Genomic DNA, 24573 nt, shown 5'->3' with positions numbered 1-24573 from the left:
ATCTTCACCTCGATATAAGTATAGCACTGATGAAAATATCATGTTTTATTTTAAAGGGCTTTAACACCGTTTTTATGGAGTTAAAATCAATTACCAACATTTAACTGAAGTTAAATTTTGTAGAAAAAAAGAACTTTATGATTTGACTCAATAAAGTTCTTTTCTGTATGTATTGTTTAAAATGCCATTTTATAGCTATCTTTACCAAAACGTTTGATATATTCTTGATCATTATTAGCTAGTCTTAATTTCATCATGACATTACCAATCAAAGCTGGAATGGATGTACCATCTTCATATATTGAAGAACCCCAAACCTGTTCAAACAAATAAGAAATACTAAAAGGCTGATAAGGATGGGCAATGAGAATGGATAATAACTTATATTCATTTTTTGTTAGTGTTAAAGCTTTTCCATTACATGAACATGTTTTGGCAGTTGTATCCATCACAATATCTTTAAAACGATATATACGTCTAGGTTTTAATATTCCATTTTTATAGACTGATTGAATTTTAATATCTAAATCTTTTAAAGCAAAAGGTTCAGTTAAGTAGTCATCTGCTCCAGCATTTAATAATGATTCTAAATAATCAGGGGCTAATGCATCACTTAAAACAATCGTAATGGGTTGACCTCTTAATTTAATTTGTACTAGAAAATCTCTTATTTGAATGCGTGGAAAATTATCTTCAATGATGACACAATCATAAGTATGATTTTCAAAATAATTTTCTAAATCTTTATATGTGATGACTTGTTGACAGATATAATCTTTAGATTCCAGATAGTCTTTGATTTGATTATTGAAATCTTTTTGACTATGAATGATAAGAGCTGTAAATTGTCCAAACATAAAAATTCACCTCTTTATAAGTATAATATGAAACGCAAAAAATACAATAGAATATATTCAAAATATTTTTATTTCATTATATGAAAATGTACGTTATTTAGCTATGACATGATAGATTTTATGTAGACATTGTGAAAATAAATTGATACAATGGTGGAAAAAGAAATGGGGGATGTATTGAATGGATATGAATAAGTTACTTGAAAACTATGGATGTTTGACTTTTAGTGATGATATCATGAGAGAACGTATTCCAAAATCAACTTATAAAGCTTTTCATGAAGCTTTAGATAAAGGTGAACCTTTAGCTAAGGAAACAGCAACAGTTATTGCGAATGCTATGAAAATATGGGCAGTAGAAAATGGGGCCACTCACTTTACACACTGGTTTATGCCAATGACGGGATTAACTGCTGAAAAACATGATGCTTTTTTAGAACCTGATGGTAATAAAGCTATTTTAGAATTTAGTGGTAAAACATTAAGAAAAGGGGAACCTGATGCGTCTTCTTTTCCATCTGGGGGATTACGTGCAACTTTTGAAGCACGTGGTTATACGGCCTGGGATTGTACTTCACCAGCTTTTGTGAAAGATGGAAGCTTATATATACCAACATTATTTTGTTCATATACAGGTGAAGCTTTAGATAAAAAGACACCTTTATTAAAATCCGTTGATGCCTTGACAAAAGCTTCATGTCGTTTATTACCAATGCTTGGTATGGAAGGTATCACTCATGTCAGTGCTTCTGTAGGAAGTGAACAGGAATATTTCTTAGTAGCAGATGAATATTATCAAAAGCGTATGGATTTAAAATTAACAGGTAGAACGCTTTTTGGTGCTATGGCACCTAAAGGTCAGGAATTGGAAGATCATTATTTTGGAAGCTTAAAGCGTAAAGTTGCTGCTTTTATGAAAGAACTTGATCAGGAATTATGGAAATATGGTATTCCTTCTAAAACAAAACATAACGAAGTGGCTCCTGCGCAACATGAAGTGGCTTGTGTTTATCGTAATGTTAATATTACAACAGACAATAATCATTTATTAATGTTATTGATGCAGGATATTGCGAAAAAACATGGATTAAGATGTTTGTTGCATGAAAAACCATTTGATGGTGTGAATGGATCAGGAAAACATAATAACTGGTCAGTTGTCACAAATACCGGTGTTAATTTATTTAATCCAGGACAGAACCCAAGTGAAAACTTACCTTTCTTAGCTGCTTTAGCATGTACAATTAAAGCTGTTGATGAATATGCAGATTTATTGCGTATGACAACTGCTACTGCTGGTAATGATCATCGTTTAGGAGCTAATGAAGCACCACCAGCTATCATTTCTATGTTTTTAGGTGAAGATTTAGATAAAATCATTCATGCGATTATTGAGGGTGCAGAATTAGAAAATATTGATAAAGCAAGATTCCAGACAGGTGTTTCTGTTGTTCCTGATTTTTCTAAAGATAATACTGATCGTAACCGTACATCACCATTTGCTTTTACAGGTAATAAGTTTGAATTTAGAGCTGTTGGTTCATCACAATCTATTGCGGGTCCTAATACAATCTTAAATTCTATTTTAGCTTATGAAATGGAAGAAATGGCAGATGAAATAGAAAGTGGTAAAGAACCTATGGAAGTCATTAAAGAATTTTTATCTCAACATCAAAGAATTATCTTTAATGGAGATGGATATTCTAAAGAGTGGGAAGAAGAAGCAAAAAGAAGAGGACTTCCAAATCGTAAAAATACAGTTGAAGCTATGGAATGCTTATTAGATGAAAAGAATGTTAAGATGTTTAAACACTTAGGTATTTATAGTGAAATTGAACTTCAGGCACGTTATGAAATTTTACTTGAAAATTATAATAAAACGATTCAAGTTGAAGCTTTAACAGCATTAAAAATGGCAAGAAATGAAATTTATCCTGCCGCATTAGCTTATTTAGATCAAATGACAAAAACATCTTTGCATATGCAAGAATTAGGTGTCAATATTGATTATCTGGTGGATGATGTCAAATCATTATCATCATTGTTATCACAAATGAAAAATCAAATGATGATTTTAGAAAAACATATTGATAGAGCACAACATCTAGAAGCTGATATTTTAGAAATTGCAAAAATATGGCGTGATGATGTATTATCAACAATGACGATATTACGTCAGATTGCTGATCAGATTGAAAATTGTGTAGATGAAAAATATTGGCCTATGCCAACATATATGGATTTATTATTTGGTATATAAACTGGTATCTTGTGATACTGGTTTTTTTATTTGACAGGTAACTTTTGGGGTTCGCATACGAAAATGTTTCTTATTTGTCAAGAGTGTGATATAATGAAAATAGTTTTGAAGGGGTGGTGTAGATGAAAACGAGGTTATATAGGCAAAGTGATTTAGATTCTATTTTAGAGTTATTTTATCATAATATTCATACTGTTTGTGTTCATGATTATACATTAGAACAGCTAGATGCCTGGGCACCTGCAAATCCAGATGTTTATCGTTGGCAGGTTTCTTTGAACAGAAATCATACTTTGGTTGTAGAAAAAGATTCACAAATTATTGGATTTGGTGATGTTGGTGAAACAGGATATTTAGATAGGCTTTATGTACATCCTGATTATCTACATCAAGGCATTGCTTCATTGCTTGTTGAACAATTGGAAAAATATGCCAAAGCCAAAGGAATATCTTTTATGAATACAGCTGCTTCTGTGACATCAAGACCTTTCTTTGAAAAACAGGGGTATAATGTTTTAGAAGAACAGATTGTGGAAAGACGTGGCGTGAGATTGAGAAGATATTTAATGGAAAAGAAGCTTTAGTTGTTGAAGGAGAAAAGAGATTTTCTTCTTTTTATTTTGAAGTTTCATAATTTGAAATTTAAAAGACAAAAATAAATATTTCGATATAATCATGATGATTGTGGAGGGAAATCATGAATAGAAATGTAAAGAGATATATCATTATTATATTAGGGTTTATTATAACTGGGACAGGTTCAGCTTTAACTTTAAAGGCTGGTATTGGCGTAGGAGCCTGGGATGCTTTAGCTAAATCAACATCAGATCTGATCGGGATAGAGGTTGGAACAGCGGGTATTCTTTTTAATAGCAGTTGTGTGCTGGGACAAATTCTTATTTTAAGAAAACAATTTCGTTTGCGCCAGTTGCTTCAGATTCCTTTTAGTATTTTACTAGGTACGGTTATTAATTTTATGGTTTACCATATTTTAACTTTCCCATTTGATTCCTTTGGTGGCGGAATCGTTTTATATTTATGTGCCAGTACTTTAGCGGCATTTGGTGTGTCTATTGTCATGTTGTTGGATGAAGTAACGTTTGCTTTAGAAGGCTTCTGTATGGCATTGACAAAGCTTTTACCTTTTAAGTTTTCTACAATCAGACAAGCTGTTGATGTGATATCTATCTTGATGATTATAGGACTGACTTTATCAGCTCATATTTCTTGGTCTATTGGTGTAGGAACAATTCTAGGAATGTTAACATTTGGACCAACATTAGGTATTTTTATGAAATTATTTAAACCTATATTAAAAAAATATCAATTGCTTAATTATGAATAAAACTCAAATCTATTTCAGACTTGAGTTTTTTCTTTTCCAATAATTATAAAAATAATAAATCACAATGGCGATCAGGGCACCACATGTATCAATAAGAACATCTGTGAATTGACCAGCTCTGCCACCTATAAATAACTGATGGAATTCATCAGTGCAGGCATATAGAAAAGCACATATAAGTGAATAGACGATAATCTTTTTCAATGGATATTGATTCTTATAGAATCCATAAATAAAAGTCAAAGTTAAAACAGCATATTCGCTCATATGAGCAGCTTTTCTGACAATCAATTCTGTTATAGGAATATGTAAGTAAGTTTGAATCCATAAAACAATTTGTGAACTTAGTCCAGATGATTCATTTCCTTTTTGTTGTGAAAACATAAAAATGATGATCATTAAGATGATGGATGGTATAAAATATCTGATTTTCTTCATAAAAACACCTCTTGGTTATTATAAAAGAACTTGTCTGTTTCGACAAGTTTATTCTATAAGAATCATAAATGAAAATTTTAAATATTTTTATATAAGTTATTTATGATATTATTGTATTATAATGAAAAAGTACATTTTATTCTATTCAAAATTCATTTATAATAAAAGTAAGAATGAATATTGATTAAACTATATACTTTAAAGAAAGGATTGATTAATAAAAATGAAATTGAAAGTAAATAATGGTGAAAAACCTTTATGGAGTCAATTGTATGATATATTAGAAGAAAGAATATTAAATGGATTTTATTCTGTTGGCTCAAATTTGCCTACAGAAATGAATTTAATGGATGAATTTGGTGTTTCTCGTATTACTGTAAGACAAGCTATGGATAAATTGATAGCAGCTGGACTTATTGCTAGAAAACGAGGAAAAGGAACAGTTGTTCTAGAAAAAAAGGATAAAGTAGAAACAAGTTTTATTTCTTCTTTTAATGGTATACATGAAAAACATAATGATACAGATAGAAGAATATTGTTTCTTGGTTATACTTTACCACCTATTGAAGTAGCTTACTATTTTGATATTAGTCAAAATAGAAAATTATTAAAGTTAAAAAGAGGGATATATGTTGATGATCAACTTGTATCCATACAAGAAACTTATTTAAATCCTGAAATGCCTTTGACTGATAAAATGAATTTTTCAGGTTCTTTATATCAACTTTTAGAGTCGCATGGATATAAAATAACACGTGTTAAAGAAAATATAACTGCAGCAATGATTACAGCTCAAGAGAAAAAAGAATTTGATATAACTAAAAATGAAGTTGTTATGACGAGAATACGTCGTGGCTTTTCAGAAAACTTTTCTGCTGAGTTTACTTATTCAAGATATTTAGCCAAAGGATATGAATTGATTATTGAACTTAATTAAATGTGTTAAAAAACACATTTTTTTATTTGAAAATATTGACATTATTGTTAGAATGTTATAACATTTAATTATAAAAGTTATAACAATATATCTTTTGTACTATCAAAGATAGAAAAGGGAGGAAAGAAAGTATGGAAAATTTAGTCTTTGGTTAGAAAAGAAATTGTTGCCCTTTGGTGTAAAGATTAATAACATCAAGTTTTTACGTGTTGTTAGAGAATCTATGATGCCAACTATTCCATTTATTATTGTAGGGTCAATGGTACTTATTATTCTTAATTTTCCGTTCATAGAAAAAGTTGTACCAGCAAGTTTTTTAGTTTTTTTATCTGGTGTTTTATCACCATTAACACAAACGACAATGTCGCTGGTTGCATTGTTCTTAGCGTTTTTAATGGGATATAACTATGTAAAGACAGATGTGAGTAATAAAGCTAATCCTATTTATTGTGGATTAACAACACTCATTGCTTTCTTTGTGTTAACACCATTTCATGTACAAGTTGGTGAAGAAATTGTTGATAGTGTTATACCAACAACATATATGGGCTCATCAGGAATGTTTATTGCATTAATTGCTTCATATTTTATTGCAATGCTATATTGTTTCATATTTAATAAAGATATTAAAATAAAATTACCAGATTCTGTGCCACAAAATATTTTATCTTCTTTTGAAGCATTAATTCCTGCTGGAATTGCTTTATTAGCAGCGTGTATAGTGAATTACTTAGTAGGATTAACTTCTTATGGAAATATTCATGAAGCTTTTTCACAACTATTAGCGAAACCACTTTTAGTTGTAGGAACTGGATTGCCAGCATTATTGATTACACAGGGCTTGGCACAATTGTTATGGTTCTTAGGTATTCATGGTGATCAGATTGTTGGTTCAGTTATGAGACCAATATTAGATAATGCTAATTTACAAAACTATGAAGCCTATATTGCAGGGTTGGATAGACCTTATATTATTACTTATCAAATGACTGAAACTTTTATTCAGATTGCTTTTATGGCATTAGTTATAGCAGTGATTATTGTTGCAAGAAGTCAGAGACTTAAGAGTACTGGAAAAGTTGCGGCTGTTCCAGCGATATTCTGTATTTCAGAACCAATTGTTTTCGGATTACCGGTTATTATGAATGTTACATTACTTATACCATGGGTATTAATAAGACCGATTTTTGGTTTAATTACATACTTGTTTATGTTTTTTGGATTATGTCCGACTCCTACAGGAGTAACAATACCATGGACAACTCCACCGCTTTTATCAGGATTTTTAGTCACGAATTCAATTATGGGAGCTGTCGTTCAGTTAATTTGTTTAATTATAGGTGTCCTTATTTTTATTCCATTTATAAAAGTATTAGATAAGAAGTTTAGAGAAGAAGAAAGTGAAAAGATATCTAGTAAAGATATGTAATATAAAAAATGATATAATGGTTAAAAAGCTATTCATCAAATTTAGATGTGTCATACTGATTGATTATAGTTTGTTTGAATAAAGTTAAAGTAATGAATGGTATATTAGACATATGAAAGTATGTTGTAATGAAAACCAATTATTGATTAAAAATGAATTGAAAGTGCATATATGAAAAGCTAGAAATATTTTAATAAAGAAAGAATAATAGGTGATATATTATGAATTATGATAAGTTTCCAGAAACAAAAATTAAAGGTTATGATCAAGAGGCTTTTGATGATTTATCATCTATGAAGCAGGAATTGTTAGAAAAAATACAAGATGTGAATTGTCTTGTTGTGGACTGTTATCCTGGAGTAGATGATGAAGTCCTAGATTTTATTCAAGATGTTTACGAACCTGAGATTATCATTAGAAGTGAAGATATCTTTTATGATAAAGATAAACTTTATGAAATGATGAAACCTCATCTTACAGAAGATAGAGTTCGTGGTGTCATGTTCTATGGTGTTTTAGAAGATTTTGTTAATCAGAAAAAGTTAAAGGAAATGAAAAAGGTTCTTCATGAACAAAAAAGAATTCTCATTTATGGTGTTGGTGCAGGACTCATTAGTCAGGGAGATTTATACATTTATTGTGATTTAGCGAGATGGGAAATACAATGTCGATATCGTCAAGGTATGCCTAATTTCAAAGCGGATAATGATGATGAAGATTCTTTAAAGAAAATCAAGAGAGGTTTCTTTATAGAGTGGCGAGTAGCTGATAAACATAAAATGAAGATGTTTGAAAAAGTTGATTATTTTATTGATAGTAATCAGAAAGGACATCTTAAAATGGTGACTGGAGAAGCTTTAAGGAATGGGTTAAAACAAATAGCGAAGCGTCCATTCAGACTTGTTCCTTATTTCGATCCAGGAGTATGGGGAGGACAATGGATGAAAGAACATTGTGGTTTAGATCCTCAAGAAAAGAATTATGCATGGAGCTTTGATGGTGTTCCTGAAGAGAACAGTTTATATTTAAGATTTGGAAAAACAAGAATTGAAATTCCTGCAATGGATTTGGTCTTATATCAGCCAATTGAATTATTGGGAATGAAGAATTATTGTCGCTTTGGTGCAGAATTTCCTATTCGTTTTGATTTTCTTGATACTATTGATGGCCAAAACCTCAGTTTACAAGTTCATCCTTTAACAGAATATATTAAATCGCATTTTGGAATGACATATACACAAGATGAGAGCTATTACATCTTAGATGCTCAGGAACATGGAGGAGTCTATTTAGGATTGAAGGAAAATATTGATTCAAAACAGATGATTGATGATCTGAAAATTGCTCAAACAGGGAAACAGTCTTTTGATGCAGATAAGTATGTCAATTTCTTTCCAGCTAAAAAACATGATCACTTTCTTATTCCAGCAGGAACAGTTCATTGTTCATCATCAGGATGCATGGTGCTGGAAATCAGTGCGACACCTTATATCTTTACATTTAAATTATGGGACTGGGATCGCCTTGGTCTAGATGGATTACCTAGACCAATTCATATTGAAGATGGTGAAAAGAATATTCAATGGGATAGAACAACAAAATGGGTAGAGGATAATCTTGTTAATCATGTGGAAATGATGCATCAGGATGATGATTATTGTGAAGAAAAAACAGGATTACATGAACTGGAATTCATTGAAACAAGACGTTTTACTTCTTCATGCTTGACAAAACACTCTTCAGAAAACGGGGTCCATATGTTAAATCTGGTTGAAGGAACAAGTGCAGTTGTTGAAAGTCCAACGAATGCATTTGAACCATTTGTTGTTCATTATGCAGAAACTTTTATTATTCCTAGTGCTGTTGGAGAGTATACAATTAGACCATTCGATAGTGATGAAACGATTAAGTTTATTAAAGCTTATATTAGAAATGAATAATTATAGAACAGTAGCTTTTCAAAGCTGCTGTTTTTATTAAAAAAAGAACTTGTCTTTTTCGACAAGTTCTAATCTGTTAAATCTTCACCGTTAGAAGCAATGACTTTCTTATACCAATAGAAAGAATCTTTACGATATCTCTTCAGTGTTCTTAATTCAAATTCATCTCTGTCTACATAAATGAAACCATAACGTTTTTTCATTCCTTCATGAGTAGAAATTAAGTCAATAGCAGACCAAGGATTATATCCTAGCATTTCACATCCATCACTAATCGCAAGTCTGATCTGTTCAATATGTTTTCTTAAATATTCAATACGATATGCATCATGGACTTTTCCATCTTCTGTTAACGTATCATAAGCTCCTAAACCATTTTCAGTGACTAATAATGGTAAACGATATCTTGAATACATTTCACGAATTGTTGCTCTAAATCCCATAGGGTCAATTTCCCAACCGAATTCAGTTGTTGGAAGATAAGGGTTTTTAAATCCTTTAAACATACCTGTTTCCCCACGTGCTGTTTGTTGGTCAGCTGCAGAGTCACATTCTACAGTGCCATCTTCCCACTCGCAAGTTGCTGTATTGTAGTAGTTGAATCCGATGAAATCTGGATGTCCATTTTTCAATGCTTCTGCGTCACCTTCACCAAAATCAGGTGTTGCATCATGTTCTTCTAGCCAAGCCCAAACAAGATTATTGTAAACACCATAAACAGCCATATCTAAATATAGCCAGTTTCTAACGGCATTATAGTTTTGAGCAGCTAAAACATCTTCTGGTTTACAGCTAGCTGGATAAACAAGTGAAATGTTTGGTGCAGGTCCAATTTTAGCATCTGGTAACATTTCATGACATAATGCCATGGCTTTTGCCTGAGCTACTAACATATGGTGGTTTTGTTGATAGATTTCTTTTAATTCATTTGTACATCCTTCAGGTATAGTCAATGTTCCAATCACAGGGCCAACAAGTGTTAACATATTTTGTTCATTGATTGTTAACCAGTATTTGACTCTATCACCGAAGTTTTCAAACATCACTTTCGCAAAATTCACAAACCAGTCAATTGATTCTCTATTTGACCAGCTACCTCTTTGATCCAAAGCAGCAGGCATATCAAAGTGGAACATTGTGACGATAGGTTCAATGTTATATTTGAGACATTCGTTAATTAAGTTGTTGTAGAATTCAATACCTTTAGGATTGACTTCACCAGTTCCTTGAGGTAAGATTCTTGTCCAAGCAATAGAAAAACGATAAGACTTGAATCCCATTTCTGCCATTAAGGCAATATCTTCTTTATAATGATGATAATGGTCAGCACAAACAGTCAAATCAGAAGTTCCTTCAGGCACTTTTTTAACATCCTGACAAGATGGCCCTTTTCCATCTTCTAAATTTGCACCTTCAACCTGGTAGGCAGAAGTACTTGCACCCCAAAGAAAATCTTTAGGAAATGGTTTTAATGTTTTGTGTATCATAATTTCTCCTCCTCATACAAGCGTTATTATATCGAAAAGTTTTTTGAAATAAGAAATTTTCCAGAAGATGAAAAAAATTTTTATAAAATGAAAACTATTTGAAGAAGATGTATTGAAAATTGATGATTTATCATGAATAATAGAGAAAGATGTGAAAATAATCAGATAAATTGAAAATGGGATGTTCAAAACAATATTTGATAAGAGGATAGAAATCATTTTCAATTTTAGACAGTAATGATTCATGGTTATATGGGAAATAGGAGGGAAAATAATGAATCAAGACAAAATTATCAATGAAATTATTCCACATTTTTTATGTGAGGGGAAATTATTAAAAATCATTCCTTTTGGCAATGGTCATATTAATGATACATATCGTTTATATTATCAGCTTGAAGATGGTCAGACACAATCTATGATTTTACAGAAAATGAATACATATGTGTTTCAAAGTCCTGACAAGTTAATGGAAAATGTTTTAAATGTCACTTCATTTTTAAAGAACAAAACAATTCAAAATGGAGGAGAACCTGAAAGAGAAACACTCACTGTGATTTTAACTGATCAGGACTTACCTTATTATCAGGATCATGACAATCATGTCTGGCGTATGTATGCCTTTATTGAAAATACAATGAGTTATGATTTGGTTGAAGATGAGAATATTTTTTATCAGAGTGCTTTAGCATTTGGAAAGTTTCAAAATTTGTTAGCTGATTATCCTGCTGATACGCTCTATGAAACAATTCCAGATTTTCATGATACAAGAAAGAGATATGATGCTTTTATAAAAGCAATGCAAGAAGATTGTATGCAAAGGGCTCAAGGTGTATCAAAAGAGATTGCGTTTGTTATTGAACACGAACATTATGTAGATCGCTTTAATGAAGCATTACAAAAAGGAGAAGTTCCTTTAAGAGTGACACATAATGATACCAAATTAAATAATATATTATTTGATTGTGATCAGCATCAGGCTGTATGTATTGTGGATTTGGATACAGTGATGCCTGGACTTGTGATGAATGATTTTGGAGATGCTATTCGTTTTGGCGCAAGTACAGCTTTAGAAGATGAAAAAGATTTATCTCAGGTTGCATGTGACATGCATTTATTTGAAGTTTATACAAAAGGTTTTATTGAAGGAACACAAGGAAAACTCACACCTCAGGAAGTAGAATTGCTGCCTTTAGGCGCTTTAATGATGACATTAGAATGTGGTATTCGTTTTTTAACTGATTATCTACAAGGTGATGTTTATTTTAAAACTGAGTATCCTGAACATAATTTGGTTCGTTGTCGTACACAATTTCAATTAGTCAGTGATATGGAAAAGAAATGGAATCAGATGACAGCTATTGTGCATCAATATGCCCACGTTCACCAATAATACACTTCTTTATGGGATAATGATTGTAAGGAGGGAAGACAATGGTTGGTTTTGAGATGGGATTGGAAACAGGTGGTTATGATATGATGTTTACATTGGTTGCGTTATTGATTTTGGGCATGATTTTTGTGATTATCATCAGAGGGATTCAACAATGGCATCATAACAATCAATCACCTAGACTTACAGTGAATGCTAAGGTTGTTTCTAAACGTACCAACGTCTCTTTTCATCATCATGGTCATGACCATGGCGTGACATCATCAACAACTTATTATGTGACTTTTGAAGTGAAAAGTGGAGATCGTTTAGAATTTGTAGTGAACGGACGTGAATATGGTTTTCTAGTGGAAGGTGATTATGGAGAGCTCACTTTTCAGGGAACACGCTATATAGAATTTATTAGAACATAAAAAAGGGATAAAGCCCATCTGGGCTATCCCCTGTTAAGTTGTTAAAGAGATATGTATATTCCTACCAGGAAGCTGGTAGGAATATTTTTATGCTTAGGCATATAATTCAGTTTTATATGGAAGTAAAAATAATAGGACAAGATCACATTAAATGGATCTTAGAATTTTGGTTGTAGAAAATATTTTATTCATGATGATATAAATGAAAATAGATAATATAAACATGATGAATGCACAACATATAAGTATGATCAAAGAATACACCATAATTTGTATATTCAACATCTTTAATATCGCATAACTTATCAATAAGATCATATAAGCAATGAAAATGGGTAAAGCATATTGTGACAATTCTTTAATGATATACTGTTTTCGTATTTCTTGAACGGAGATTCCATTGCTTTCCAATAATACTTGTGAAAATCTCAAATGATAAGAGTCAATCATTTTAAGTAAGATGATTGAAATCAAGACAATCGTACATATAAAAATCATCAAGGAATTGGTAAGTTGTTCGCTCATATTTTTGACATCTAATAAAGCGAGTATTTCCATTTGACTGTTTAATAATTTGTCATCATATAGATTATGAAGGGCTTCTAAGCTTTCAAGATAAAACTGCTTATCATCCAGTGATACCAAGGCAAATGATGATTGAATCGGGGAATCATCCTTATAGCTGTAAATATCTAGATAATCTTCATAAGGAAGATAGATGACTCTAGCCAGCTTTGAACCTAATTTATAATCTGGAAATGATTTATCCAATTGATAATCTGGTTGAATTGTAAAACTTTTTCCTTCAACTTCAATCTCTATAGCCTGATCTTTTGTATCTCTATATGTTTCATAATTAATATAGACACCTGTGTGACTGTCATTATGCAATGACTGCTTAATTCCTCGAGTAAAGAAATCACTTTCCAGATAAGGACATATCAGATATTGATTGTCACTCATTAGAGGTAATACTCTTTTGACTGATTTGATAGTGGGTAAGCCTTCCATTTCTCTTAGCATTGTGCCACTTATCTTTTCATCCATCTCTATAACCAGTTGTGAGCTCTTGTATTCTTCTACTTTTTGGTTCAATTGCTTTTGATAATACTGTAAATACATACCACAAAATGTACTTATAAATAAAATGAATGTTAAAAAGACTTGAAAGATTCTATGTTTCCATTGATTCTTTTTGAATTCACATTTATAAAAATAAGGAAGCTTCTTAAAAAGATATTTGCCTTTGCTTTGATTGAGTGTTTGTTCATGATGATTGAAATCAGCCTTTTTTAAACAGTGTATCTGTTGATTCTTGATTTCATAAAGATTATCACAGGCTGAATATAATATACTATCATGAGAAGCGATAAGAATCGTTTTATGATAACGATTTTTTAATAAATCTAGAATTTTTAAGAATTCTTTTCTGTTATCTTCATCCAGATAGGATGTAGGTTCATCCATAAATATATAGGGAGTATCTTTCATCAATGCACAAATAATAGATAAACGCTGTCTTTCTCCACCGGATAAATGTTCAATATCTGTATGATCATCTAAAAATAATTCCAGATCTGTCAGATACTGTCTTGCCTTTTCTTCATCAAATACTTCTTGTGTGAAACTTGAAAAAAAGCGAATATTTTCCATTAAGTCCATACTGTTAAATAAAGGTATATTTTGAAAAACAAAGGCAATCTTATGACGTTGAATATCTCTGATATCATCTTTGCTTAATGTCTGAACATCTTTCCCATCAAAGATATAATCCATTTGACTTTGATGACATAAAAAGGCCATATCATATAATAGACTGCTTTTTCCTGAGCCACTGGCTCCTGAAAGAAGAGTTATCTGATGATCTTGAATGCATAGTTCTCCATTCTTGATCAGTTCTTTGTCAAATGATAGTGAAATATTTTTAAGTTGCAGCATTGCTCATTCACACCTTTCATTAGATTTTGGATTGAACATATGATTGGGTCTTATTTTCTTTTGAAAGTCACATAAGAAATCATCTGCATTATAAACAATAATACAAAACATATTCCTAGGATGGCTATACATTGATAGACAACAAAATTATATCTCTCTATGTCAATATATATCCATAAGAGACCACCTATCATAATACTTATAAAGTAAATCAAATTATCTAAAAATAGACTTTTTTTAATCAGCTTATCCTGTATTCCATTATCTTCCAATAGTTGGAATTCCTTCTTTCTTGATTTCATCAGGAAGTATTGAATCGTAAGTATTGCAATCAATCCTATACCACAGATAGCACCAAAGCCTAGCAACTTCGATTGAAAGGCTTGCTTATTCAATTGACTCAATTGATAAGATTCCATATACGTGGAATAGACATCATACTTGTCATCCATTTCTAGAATAGAATTATAAACATCGAAAACATAATCTTCATCTACAAACAATACATATTCGTTGATGGCATATGGTTCTGGTTGTACTTGTTTAGAAAGAACATTGTCTATATAATAGCTTGAAAGGACTTCTTCATTTTCATCTCTATGATTTATAATATCCATCAGTTTCTCATAAGGTATATATATGATCATGTTAACAGCTGCTGTTTCATAGGCCTCACTTTCTCCAAGAACCTTATCAACCTGAAATTCCATATTTCTGAGTGTATATGTTGTACTTCGATATTCTTGCCCGTTTTCCACTACATATTGATCTTTAGGCACATAAAAGTTGGCCTTGATGGTATCACCTTCTTGAATATCATAGGTCTGTGACATCCAGTAGCTTATATAGACACCATCATCATGATCATTAAAATCATTGCTTTCATAATAAGGAAAGATTTGTGGTGCTCTGCTACCAAAGTCGATGACTGAATAAGTATTTGATTTTCCAGTTTCTTTGATGACTGTTAAATCTTGGCTTGCATTATCTGACTCGTATGTTGTCAATGCATCGAATTTCTTAATATCTTTAACACCATCTAATTGTTTGATTTTATTTAGTTCACTTTCACTAAAAGGTCTTGACCAATCATTATCTACAGATGGTGCATAATTCCATATCAGATCTCCTTCCCTGTGTCTGATAAACAATATCTCTTTTGAAGATTGATTTGTTGTTAGAGGATTAACATATGAAACGCTAAAAAAGGAATCAATAATCAAAGAAGATTGGATGAGAATAAAAATGGAAATAGCAATTACTCCAATATATTGTATCCATTGGATAGGACTCTTGTATCTGAAATACTTGATGAATGAAAACTGATGATGACATGTTGAAACATTTTGAATTTCCTGTTGATCATCAATATCTTTCTTTTGACAAAGAAATGCCTGATTTTCTATCTTGTATATCACATGACAGATTTCCAATATTTCTGGTGTATGAGTAGTCAATATGATTGTTTTATCTTTTAGTGAAAGTAATAAATCTTTCAGTAAATCAATATTTTTTTTATCCAGTGATGCTGTTGGTTCATCCAAAATAATAATATCTTTATCACAAAATAATGCTAAAGCAATTAACAATCTTTTTCTTTCTCCAATAGAGAGAATACTTGGTAACTTATTGATGTTAATGTTGTATAAATTCACTTTCTCTAGATATTGATTCATAATATTTGCATCAACTTTTTCTTTTTTCATTTCCGCATAGAATTGAAAATGTTGTTTGATTGTCATATTTGGAAAAAAACTTCCTAACTGATCCACATAAGCAACATGATTTCTCACGAAATCATCCTTCTCAAGAACTTCTACATTATTGTAATACATTTTGGATTGTACATACGTTGAATCATGTAAGATACTTTTCAAAAATGTTGTTTTACCACTGCCACTTTTACCTACAATGGCATGTATAGATGAATCATAAAATTGAATTTGTGCATTATTGAATAATGTTCTTTCAAAAGCAATATGAATATTTTTAATTTCCAGCATAATGAATCTCCTTTGTTTTTATGATTTATTTTAAAAAAATCAAGGCAAGATAGCCTTGACCAATTAGTCTCACAATCTTTATATTATTTTTGTGACTTCAGTTTTCTTGAATTCATTATACCACACAAATTTTTTAATAAAAAGTTCTTCAGACTGTCAACAAACAGATTGTTTATCAACAGTCTGAAATATATGTTATAACAAATATATTATGTATAGGAGGTCATGAAGATGAAGAATAGATCTAATGTATCAAGGGTTGTTATTGTTGGAGATAATTTCATATACATTGTATTTTAATTCTGGATGTATTTTCTATGAGATAAACCATTTTATACTTGCACAAGTGACTTATAGTGAATTTGTGCTATTTTCATTTTATGGGAGAGTTAATTCAATTTGAGATGAGTATAAAAAATCCTACCAGTTTATTGGTAGGAATACATATATTTAATCTTGTTGCATATTTTCCCATTGTTCAAGAAGCTGATCAAGTTGTGTATGACCATCATCAATCTTTTGAACGACTTCATTATATTTTTTATAATCATTGAGTACGTCTTCTTCCTGTAATTGAAGATTCCATTCTTTGATTTGATTTTCTAGTGTGGAAATTTCTTTTTCAATTTTCTTGATTTGATTTTGATGTTTACGTTGTAAAGATTGGGCTTTTTTATTTTCAATATAAGATGTATTATTTTTTTCTTTGGTTTCTTTTACTTTTATTTTGTGATCCATATATTGAGAATAATTACCACTATAAATATGACTGCCATGAGCATCCATTTCTACAACTTTTGTAGCAAGTTTATTAATAAAATAACGATCATGACTAATAAAGAGAATTGTTCCTTCAAATGAAAGTAAAGCATCTTCTAAGACTTCTTTAGATTCAATGTCTAAATGATTGGTTGGTTCATCTAAGATCAGGAAATTACAGCGTGATAATAATAATTTCATTAAGACAACACGACCACGTTCTCCACCTGATAAGACATCAATTGTTTTAAAAACGTCATCACCCTTAAATTGAAAAGAGGCACAGGCATTTCTAATCTGGGTGTTATTCATTTGTGGGTATGTATCACTGATTTCCTGAAAAATCGTTTTATTGAAAGATAATGATGTGTGTTCCTGATCATAATATCCAATCATGACTTTGCTGCCTAATTTGATTTTACCAGCCGTTGGGACATAATCATTTAAAATCAGATGAAACAATGTTGTTTTCCCAATACCATTTGGACCAATTAAAGCAACACGTTCTTGTTTTTTGACTTCAAAATTGATGTGTTCAAAAAGTGGTTTATCAAATGCCATAGCTAAATCTTTCACTTTAAGTACATCATATCCTGATTCTACCAATGGTTGAAATTGGATACGTATCGCTTGTGGCAAGGCATCTGGTTTTTCAACTTTTTCCATCTTAGCTAAAGCTTTTTCTTTGCTTTCTGCACGTTTGACTTGTTTTTCACGATTAAATGATTTTAATAAATCAATACTTTCCTGCATACGTTTGATTTCTTTTTGATTATCAATATAATGTTTTAATTCTACTTCACGATTATGTTTTTTAATAATCGCATATTCCTGATATGAACATTTATAAGTTGTAGCTTTGCCATGTTCAATTTCAACAATCTGATTAGAAATCTGATCAATGAAATAACGGTCATGGGAAACCATAATAATCGCATGAGGATAATTTTTTAAATAGTTTTCCAGCCATTCAATGGATTCAACATCTAAATGATTGGTAGGTTCATCCAATAATAAAAGATCTGGTTTTAATAAAAGAAGTCTACCTAAAGCAATACGTGTTTTCTGTCCACCAGACAAAATAGAAATAGGCATTTCCCACATAGATTCATCAAAACCTAAACCTTTTAAAACACCTTTGATTTGACTTTGATAGCTATAACCATCATTATGTTCAAATTCATATGTTAAGCGTTCATATTCATCCATAATAGCATCTAATTGTTGACTCGTTGACATCTGCTGTTCAAGTTCACGAAGACGTTTTTCTGTTTCAATAAGAGGCTGAAAGACATCTTCGAGAGCCTGATAAATAGAAAATTCTGGATTTAATGTATTATGTTGAGATAAATAGCCTATTTTGGTGTTTTTAGGCATAAAGATTTCACCACTGTCATAGCTTTCCTCACCACAGATGATTCTAAGCAGTGTGGTTTTTCCTGCCCCATTGACACCAATAATAGCTAGTTTATCATGATTTTCAATTTTAAAAGTAATATCTTTAAGCAAGTCTGTTCCTTGGAATGACTTTTTTAAAGATGAACAAGCTAATATCATTTTGATCACCTCGTTCATTGTAACATACATCATTGAAAAGATAAACTGTAAAAGTTATAGTTGATTGTTTAAACATAACCTTGTATAATTGTATACAATAAGTGAAGGGGTGGTTAAAAATGAATTTAGCATATAAGGTTTTACAGGCACATTTAAAAGAGGGAGAATTAATTCCTGGAACTCCAATCTGTATTGGAATTGATCAGACATTGACGCAAGATTCTACTGGAACAATGGCTTATTTACAGTTAGAAGCTATGGATACAGGGAAAGTTGCAGTTGAAAAGGCAGTAGCTTATATTGATCACAATATGTTACAGACGGGGTTTGAAAATATGGATGATCATGAGTTTATTCGCAGTGTTGCGAAAAAACATGGGATTACTTTTTCAAAACCAGGGAATGGTGTTTGTCATCAGTTACAGTTAGAAAACTTTTCAAAACCAGGGAAAACGCTGGTTGGAAGTGATTCACATACACCGACATGTGGCGCTATGGGAATGATTGCGATTGGTGCAGGGGGATTGGATGTTGCGGTTGCGATGGCAACAGGAAAATATTATTTACAATGTCCAAGTGTGATTCAGGTTCATCTGACAGGTAAAAAAGCACCTTGGGTGAGTGCTAAAGATATCATTTTAAAAATTTTACAGTTATTAAGCGTAAAAGGTGGCGTGAATAAGATTGTAGAGTATACAGGTGAAGGAATCGCTTCTTTATCATTAACAGATCGTGCCACAATCTGTAATATGGGAGCTGAACTTGGTGCAACAACATCTATTTTTCCAACCGATGCAAGAACTTTAGAATATTTAAAACAACAGGGTAGAGAAGCTGATTATGTGGAAATGAAAGCTGATGAAGATGCCCAGTATGATGAACGCTTAGATATTGATATGTCTACACTTGAACCAATGGTAGCCAAACCTCATAGCCCAGATGCTGTGGTGAGTGTTAAAGAACTGGAAGGTATGCATATCAATCAGGTTGTCATTGGATCATGTACGAATTCATCATTTGCTGATATGATGCGTGCGGCCAAAATTTTAAAAGGTAGAAAAGTGGCAGATCATGTTTCATTGGTTATTGCGCCAGGATCTTCAAGTATTTTAGCTATGTTGTCACAAAATGGAGCTTTGGCAGATATGATTCATGCGGGAGCCAGAATTCTTGAATGTGGTTGTGGTCCTTGTATTGGGATGGGGCAGGCACCTCTTTCTCAAGGGATTTCTTTAAGAACAATCAATCGTAACTTTAAAGGACGTTCTGGAACAAATGATGCTGGTGTTTATCTGGTTTCACCAGAAATTGCTGCCTTGTCTGCTGTTAAAGGATATTTATCTTGTGAATTTGAAGAAGATATGTATTTAGATGAAGTTCCATCAACACCATTTATTAAAAATGAAAACTTCTTTATCAATGAATATGATCCAAATACAAAAGTCTATATGGGACCTAATATTAAACCAGTTCCTCGTGGTGAAAAACTATCAGCTGATATTCAAGGAAAAGTTGTGTTAAAAGTAGGAGATAATATTTCAACTGATCATATTGTTCCTTCAGATTCAAAATTATTACCATTCCGTTCTAATGTTCCACATTTGGCCAAATTTGCTTTTTCAAAAGTGGATGATCAGTTCTATACAAGAGCTAAGGAAAATCATGGTGGATTTATCGTTGGTGGTGATAACTATGGACAAGGATCTTCAAGAGAACATGCGGCTTTGGTACCGAATTATTTAAAGATTAGAGCTATTTTTGCTTTATCATTTGCAAGAATTCATCGTTCTAATTTGATTAATAATGGTATTTTACCGATTGTGATTGATCAAAAAGGTTATGATTTCTTTAATGAAGAAGATGACTATATTTTATTAAATGTCAAAGAATCTGTAGAAAATGATCAGCCGATTATAGTTCAAAATCAACGTACAAAAGAAACTTTATCAACGCAGTTGACTTTAGCACCAAGAGAAAAAACAATGATTTTACAAGGTGGATTATTGAATGCGATTAAAGAATTAGGAGGGGATTTTTAATGAAAGCTGTATTAATTCCAGGTGATGGGATTGGACCAGAAATTGCCAAAAGTGTTGAAGCTTTAACAATAGCCATGAATTTGGATATAGAATGGGTGAAATATCGTGCAGGGGCTGAATATGCCAAAGAAACTGGAGATGTTTTTGAACCTGGACTTGTCGAAGCCATTGAACAATATAAATGGGCATTGAAAGGCCCCACAGCAACACCTATTGGAACAGGATTTAGAAGTGTCAATGTGGCATTAAGACAAAAGTTTGCGACTTATGCCAATGTTAGACCAATCCGTTCATTCAAGGGAATCAATTCTAGATATGATGATATAAATTTGGTCATCATTCGTGAAAATACAGAAGATTTATATAAGGGGATTGAATATAAACTGAATGAAAACATAGCCAATGGTGTCAAATTGATTACCAGAGAAGCCAGTGAAAAAATTTGTCGTTATGCCTTTGAATATGCGAAAATCAATAGTCGTCATAAAGTGACAGCTATTCATAAAGCCAACATCATGAAATATACAGATGGACTTTTCCTGGAAGCTTTTAGAGATGTTGCCAAGTGTTATCCTGATATTGAAGCACAGGAAGTCATTGTAGATAATATGTGTATGCAACTGGTTTTAAGACCTGAAACTTTTGATGTTTTGGTTGCACCTAATTTATATGGTGATATTGTTTCTGATTTATGTGCTGGATTAGTTGGTGGATTAGGTTTTGCGCCTAGTGGTAATATTGGAGATGAATATCGTATTTATGAAGCTGTTCATGGTAGTGCCCCAGATATTGCAGGTCAAAATATCGCCAATCCAAGTGCATTATTATTAGCTTTTGCGTTGATGTTGGAAGATTTGGGAAAGATCGAAGCGGCAAATGCTTTAAGAATGGCATTATCAAAAGTTGTTGAAAAACAGGAAACTGTTACACCTGATATTGGTGGACATGCTTCCACTACTGAATTTGTAGACGCCATTATAAAAGAATTATAGGAGGGAAACATATGCCGTCACATAGTTTATTTGAACATGTAACACATGGCTCTTTGGGAAATAAAATATTTGATATTTTAAGAGATCGCATTTTAAATGAAGAATATGAACATGGGCAAAAATTAAATGAATTGGCTTTAGCTAATGAATTAAAAATCAGCCGTACACCTATTAGAGAAGCTTTAAAACAATTAGAGTTAGAAGGATTAGTTGAAAGTATTCCTAATAAAGGTGTTTATGTCAAGGGATTTTCACCACGAGATATTGATGATATGTTTGAAATTCGTTGTGCTTTAGAAGGCTTAGCGATTCAACTGGCTATTGATAGAATGGATGAAGAACATTTAGCTAAAATTAAAGATGTGTTTGAATTGATGGAATTTTATACTGCCAAAAAAGATCAGGAAAAAATTAATGATTTGAATATTTTGTATCATGAAACAATCTATCAGGCAACACAATCTCAATATTTTGAACAGCTGTTAAAAGATGTGCATTATTATGTTTCTGTCACAAGTCGTCATTCTATTACCCAGCCTGAAAGATTGGAAACAGCTATTCAGGAACATCGTGCTATTTTAAATTCTATTGTGGCTGGTGATAAAGAATTAGCAAAAGATACGATTCAAAAACATATTAGAAAGACACAAACGCTTGTTCGTGCTTATTATGCGAATAAGAAAAAGAAAAATAATAAAGTGAATGATTGAGTCTGAAAATTCTTTTTCATGTCATATAAATCATCTCATAAAACATTTGTGAAGATACGATGATAAGTATCTTCTTTTTTTAATAAAATAAGCATGAAAAGACTGATGAATGATATAGGGAAAGAAACTCTTTTCAATAAATGAAAATAATAAGCAAAATAAATGATTTGATATTATACTTATCATCAAGGATAAAGGAGGATTGATTATGGAAAAGAAACCAGTAAAAATTGTAACAATTGGTGGAGGAAGTAGCTATACTCCAGAATTGATGGAAGGATTTATCAAGAGATATGATGAACTTCCTATTAGAGAAATTTGGCTAGTTGATATTGAAGATGGAAAAGAAAAATTAGAAATTGTTGGTGCTATGGCTCAACGTATGTGGGATGCATCTCCTTATGATGTCAAAGTGCATTTGACTTTGGATCGTAGAGAAGCATTAAAAGATGCAGACTTTGTCACAACTCAATTTAGAGTAGGTTTATTGAATGCCCGTGTCAAAGATGAAAGAATTCCATTTTCATATGGTATGTTAGGTCAGGAAACAAATGGGGCAGGAGGAATCTTTAAAGCCTTTAGAACAATTCCTGTCATCTTAAGCATTGTCGAAGACATGAAAGAATTATGTCCAGATGCTTGGTTGATTAACTTTACAAATCCAAGTGGAATGGTTACAGAAGCTGTCATGAAGTATGGAAAATGGAATAAAGTGATTGGATTATGTAATGTTCCAGTAGGTGCAATGATGGCTGAACCTGAAACAATTGGAAAAACATTAGATCAGTTAACATATAAGTTTGCAGGATTAAATCATTTCCACTGGCATAAAGTTTATGATGAACATGGAAATGAAGTCACTCAACAAATTATTGATGCAATGTATGAAGGAAAAGATGGAGGAATTCCTGCGAATATTCATGACATTCCTTTCTTTAAAGAACAGCTTGATACAATGCAAATGATTCCTTGTGGATATCATAGATATTATTATCGTCAAGAAGAAATGTTGAAACATGGTCTTGAAGAATACAGTACAATTGGAACAAGAGCACAACAGGTCAAACAGACAGAAGAAGAATTGTTTGAATTGTATAAAAACCCTGAATTGGATCATAAACCAGAACAGCTTGCTAAACGTGGAGGAGCACATTACAGTGATGCAGCATGTGAAACAATCGCATCTATCTATGCGAATAAGAATACACATATCGTTGTCACAACAAGAAATAATGGAGCTGTCCCAGATTTACCACCAGAAGCAGCAGTAGAAGTCTCAGCATATATTGGAGCAACAGGTGCAAAAGCGATAGCATTTGGACCATTCCAGCCAGCAGAAAGAGGATGGCTACAATGCATGAAGAACATGGAATGGTGTGTAGAGGAAGCTGCAGTCACAGGAGATTATGGAAAAGCATTACAGGCATTTATCCTTAATCCACAGATTCCATCAGGAGCTACAGCAAAGAGAGTATTAGATGAATTATTATTAGCACATAAAAAATACTTACCACAGTTTGCTTCTAAGATTGCCCAGCTTGAAGCAGAAGGTGTTACAATCAAAGATGATGTCGCAAGAGAATTAACTGAAAAAGGTTTATAATAAGATTAAAAAGGCTATAAAGAATGAAAAGTTCTTTATAGTTTTTTTATGGATAAATATTTGTTTTAAAATGAGTTTATGTCATAATATTTACTATCAGCAAATATTATGATATATTTGTCTTAGAAAGATATGTTTTTTTACTTTTTTGTCGTGAAAAAAAGAAAAATGTCAAAATAATGCGTATATAGATAAGTGAAGGGTTCCTGATTATCATTCCTTAAATATCTAGGAGATTGAAACTATAAAAAATAAAAGGAGGAATAATCAAAATGAATCAGGAATATCTTGAATTTGTGAAAACATTAAGACCTATTGATGATATCTTTATGAAAGTCATCTTCAATGATCAATACTGCATTGAATTATTATTCAATATCATTTTTGAAGAGGATATTTCCATTATAGAATGGCATATTCAGGATGAATACAGAAATCTTCATGGTAGAACAGTCATTATGGATATAGTGGCT

General features: G+C 31.8%; 18 protein-coding genes and 1 pseudogene. 13 read left to right on the top strand and 6 right to left on the bottom strand.

The window, feature by feature from the left end:
- Positions 1–176: 176 nt before the first annotated feature.
- On the bottom strand, positions 177–857 hold the full coding sequence (locus tag B5E79_RS11245; RefSeq protein ID WP_087243468.1) for a response regulator transcription factor: 681 nt from the start codon (positions 855–857) through the stop codon (positions 177–179).
- Positions 858–1038: 181 nt separating this feature from the next.
- Here B5E79_RS11245 and B5E79_RS11240 point away from each other — a divergent pair, with 181 nt between their 5' ends.
- The 3 genes from B5E79_RS11240 (at position 1039) to B5E79_RS11230 (ending at position 4462) form a co-directional block, all read left to right on the top strand.
- Positions 1039–3117 (top strand): glutamine synthetase III family protein, encoded by a 2079-nt coding sequence (locus B5E79_RS11240; RefSeq protein WP_087298086.1) that lies wholly within the window; start codon positions 1039–1041, stop codon positions 3115–3117.
- 122 nt (positions 3118–3239) lie between these two features.
- The gene (locus B5E79_RS11235; protein ID WP_087243466.1) at positions 3240–3701 is read left to right on the top strand and encodes a GNAT family N-acetyltransferase; all 462 of its coding nucleotides are present in this window, start codon (positions 3240–3242) and stop codon (positions 3699–3701) included.
- Positions 3702–3814: 113 nt separating this feature from the next.
- Positions 3815–4462 carry a YczE/YyaS/YitT family protein gene (locus tag B5E79_RS11230; RefSeq protein ID WP_087298085.1) on the top strand — a complete coding sequence of 216 codons (648 nt, stop codon included), beginning with the start codon at positions 3815–3817 and terminating at the stop codon, positions 4460–4462.
- Positions 4463–4471: 9 nt separating this feature from the next.
- Here B5E79_RS11230 and B5E79_RS11225 read toward each other — a convergent pair whose 3' ends face one another.
- Positions 4472–4900, bottom strand: coding sequence for a VanZ family protein (locus B5E79_RS11225; protein WP_087298084.1), 429 nt, complete (start codon positions 4898–4900; stop codon positions 4472–4474).
- 223 nt (positions 4901–5123) lie between these two features.
- On the opposite strand from B5E79_RS11225, the gene B5E79_RS11220 reads away from it, so the two are divergent.
- From B5E79_RS11220 to B5E79_RS11210, 3 genes are all read left to right on the top strand, one after another.
- Entirely contained in the window at positions 5124–5837 is a 714-nt protein-coding gene (locus B5E79_RS11220; RefSeq protein ID WP_087298083.1) for a GntR family transcriptional regulator, read from the top strand.
- A gap of 163 nt (positions 5838–6000) precedes the next feature.
- Positions 6001–7266 (top strand): PTS sugar transporter subunit IIC, encoded by a 1266-nt coding sequence (locus B5E79_RS11215; RefSeq protein ID WP_087298082.1) that lies wholly within the window; start codon positions 6001–6003, stop codon positions 7264–7266.
- A 221-nt stretch (positions 7267–7487) separates the two neighbouring features.
- Positions 7488–9206 carry a class I mannose-6-phosphate isomerase gene (locus tag B5E79_RS11210; protein ID WP_087298081.1) on the top strand — a complete coding sequence of 573 codons (1719 nt, stop codon included), beginning with the start codon at positions 7488–7490 and terminating at the stop codon, positions 9204–9206.
- Between the two features lie 68 nt (positions 9207–9274).
- On the opposite strand, the gene B5E79_RS11205 is transcribed toward B5E79_RS11210, so the two are convergent.
- The gene (locus B5E79_RS11205; protein ID WP_087298080.1) at positions 9275–10693 is read right to left on the bottom strand and encodes a glycoside hydrolase family 1 protein; all 1419 of its coding nucleotides are present in this window, start codon (positions 10691–10693) and stop codon (positions 9275–9277) included.
- 274 nt (positions 10694–10967) lie between these two features.
- Between B5E79_RS11205 and B5E79_RS11200 the strand changes: the two genes are divergently transcribed.
- Together B5E79_RS11200 and B5E79_RS11195 are read left to right on the top strand one after the other, a co-directional pair.
- Entirely contained in the window at positions 10968–12086 is a 1119-nt protein-coding gene (locus B5E79_RS11200; RefSeq protein WP_087298079.1) for a phosphotransferase enzyme family protein, read from the top strand.
- 41 nt (positions 12087–12127) lie between these two features.
- The gene (locus tag B5E79_RS11195) at positions 12128–12499 is read left to right on the top strand and encodes a DUF2500 domain-containing protein (RefSeq protein WP_087298078.1); all 372 of its coding nucleotides are present in this window, start codon (positions 12128–12130) and stop codon (positions 12497–12499) included.
- 147 nt (positions 12500–12646) lie between these two features.
- Here B5E79_RS11195 and B5E79_RS11190 read toward each other — a convergent pair whose 3' ends face one another.
- The 3 genes from B5E79_RS11190 to abc-f form a co-directional block, all read right to left on the bottom strand.
- On the bottom strand, positions 12647–14437 hold the full coding sequence (locus B5E79_RS11190) for an ATP-binding cassette domain-containing protein (protein WP_087298077.1): 1791 nt from the start codon (positions 14435–14437) through the stop codon (positions 12647–12649).
- Positions 14438–14487: 50 nt separating this feature from the next.
- Entirely contained in the window at positions 14488–16440 is a 1953-nt protein-coding gene (locus B5E79_RS11185) for an ATP-binding cassette domain-containing protein (RefSeq protein ID WP_087298076.1), read from the bottom strand.
- Between the two features lie 450 nt (positions 16441–16890).
- Entirely contained in the window at positions 16891–18756 is a 1866-nt protein-coding gene (gene abc-f / locus B5E79_RS11180) for a ribosomal protection-like ABC-F family protein (RefSeq protein ID WP_087298075.1), read from the bottom strand.
- Positions 18757–18875: 119 nt separating this feature from the next.
- Between abc-f and B5E79_RS11175 the strand changes: the two genes are divergently transcribed.
- The 5 genes and pseudogenes from B5E79_RS11175 to B5E79_RS11155 all read left to right on the top strand — a co-directional run.
- A complete protein-coding gene (locus tag B5E79_RS11175; protein ID WP_087243459.1) occupies positions 18876–20795 on the top strand; it encodes an aconitate hydratase in 1920 nt (639 codons plus the stop codon).
- The gene (locus tag B5E79_RS11170; RefSeq protein WP_087298074.1) at positions 20795–21787 is read left to right on the top strand and encodes an isocitrate/isopropylmalate dehydrogenase family protein; all 993 of its coding nucleotides are present in this window, start codon (positions 20795–20797) and stop codon (positions 21785–21787) included. Before B5E79_RS11175 ends, B5E79_RS11170 begins: the two co-directional genes overlap by 1 nt.
- 11 nt (positions 21788–21798) lie before the next feature.
- Positions 21799–22497, top strand: coding sequence for a GntR family transcriptional regulator (locus B5E79_RS11165; protein WP_087243457.1), 699 nt, complete (start codon positions 21799–21801; stop codon positions 22495–22497).
- Between the two features lie 208 nt (positions 22498–22705).
- Entirely contained in the window at positions 22706–24100 is a 1395-nt protein-coding gene (locus tag B5E79_RS11160) for a 6-phospho-beta-glucosidase (protein ID WP_087298073.1), read from the top strand.
- A 272-nt stretch (positions 24101–24372) separates the two neighbouring features.
- Positions 24373–24573 (top strand): annotated as a pseudogene (locus tag B5E79_RS11155) (PD-(D/E)XK nuclease family transposase); the annotation flags it as partial.

Origin of the sequence: Massilimicrobiota sp. An134 (assembly GCF_002160815.1) — a bacterium.
Lineage (GTDB): Bacteria > Bacillota_I > Bacilli_A > Erysipelotrichales > Coprobacillaceae > Allocoprobacillus > Allocoprobacillus merdigallinarum.
Note: the sequence above shows the minus strand (reverse complement) of the source record. Positions and strands in the feature narration are given on the sequence as shown.

What these genes read in the sequence shown, in the direction of transcription:
- B5E79_RS11230 (WP_087298085.1), top strand. Translation starts at nt 3,815, where the DNA reads ATGAATAGAAATGTAAAGAGATATATCATTATTATATTAGGGTTTATT.
- B5E79_RS11205 (WP_087298080.1), bottom strand. Translation starts at nt 10,693, where the DNA reads ATGATACACAAAACATTAAAACCATTTCCTAAAGATTTTCTTTGGGGT.
- B5E79_RS11240 (WP_087298086.1), top strand. Translation starts at nt 1,039, where the DNA reads ATGGATATGAATAAGTTACTTGAAAACTATGGATGTTTGACTTTTAGT.
- B5E79_RS11170 (WP_087298074.1), top strand. Translation starts at nt 20,795, where the DNA reads ATGAAAGCTGTATTAATTCCAGGTGATGGGATTGGACCAGAAATTGCC.
- abc-f (WP_087298075.1), bottom strand. Translation starts at nt 18,756, where the DNA reads ATGATATTAGCTTGTTCATCTTTAAAAAAGTCATTCCAAGGAACAGAC.
- B5E79_RS11190 (WP_087298077.1), bottom strand. Translation starts at nt 14,437, where the DNA reads ATGCTGCAACTTAAAAATATTTCACTATCATTTGACAAAGAACTGATC.
- B5E79_RS11175 (WP_087243459.1), top strand. Translation starts at nt 18,876, where the DNA reads ATGAATTTAGCATATAAGGTTTTACAGGCACATTTAAAAGAGGGAGAA.
- B5E79_RS11195 (WP_087298078.1), top strand. Translation starts at nt 12,128, where the DNA reads ATGGTTGGTTTTGAGATGGGATTGGAAACAGGTGGTTATGATATGATG.
- B5E79_RS11220 (WP_087298083.1), top strand. Translation starts at nt 5,124, where the DNA reads ATGAAATTGAAAGTAAATAATGGTGAAAAACCTTTATGGAGTCAATTG.
- B5E79_RS11200 (WP_087298079.1), top strand. Translation starts at nt 10,968, where the DNA reads ATGAATCAAGACAAAATTATCAATGAAATTATTCCACATTTTTTATGT.
- B5E79_RS11160 (WP_087298073.1), top strand. Translation starts at nt 22,706, where the DNA reads ATGGAAAAGAAACCAGTAAAAATTGTAACAATTGGTGGAGGAAGTAGC.
- B5E79_RS11225 (WP_087298084.1), bottom strand. Translation starts at nt 4,900, where the DNA reads ATGAAGAAAATCAGATATTTTATACCATCCATCATCTTAATGATCATC.
- B5E79_RS11245 (WP_087243468.1), bottom strand. Translation starts at nt 857, where the DNA reads ATGTTTGGACAATTTACAGCTCTTATCATTCATAGTCAAAAAGATTTC.
- B5E79_RS11235 (WP_087243466.1), top strand. Translation starts at nt 3,240, where the DNA reads ATGAAAACGAGGTTATATAGGCAAAGTGATTTAGATTCTATTTTAGAG.
- B5E79_RS11210 (WP_087298081.1), top strand. Translation starts at nt 7,488, where the DNA reads ATGAATTATGATAAGTTTCCAGAAACAAAAATTAAAGGTTATGATCAA.
- B5E79_RS11185 (WP_087298076.1), bottom strand. Translation starts at nt 16,440, where the DNA reads ATGCTGGAAATTAAAAATATTCATATTGCTTTTGAAAGAACATTATTC.
- B5E79_RS11165 (WP_087243457.1), top strand. Translation starts at nt 21,799, where the DNA reads ATGCCGTCACATAGTTTATTTGAACATGTAACACATGGCTCTTTGGGA.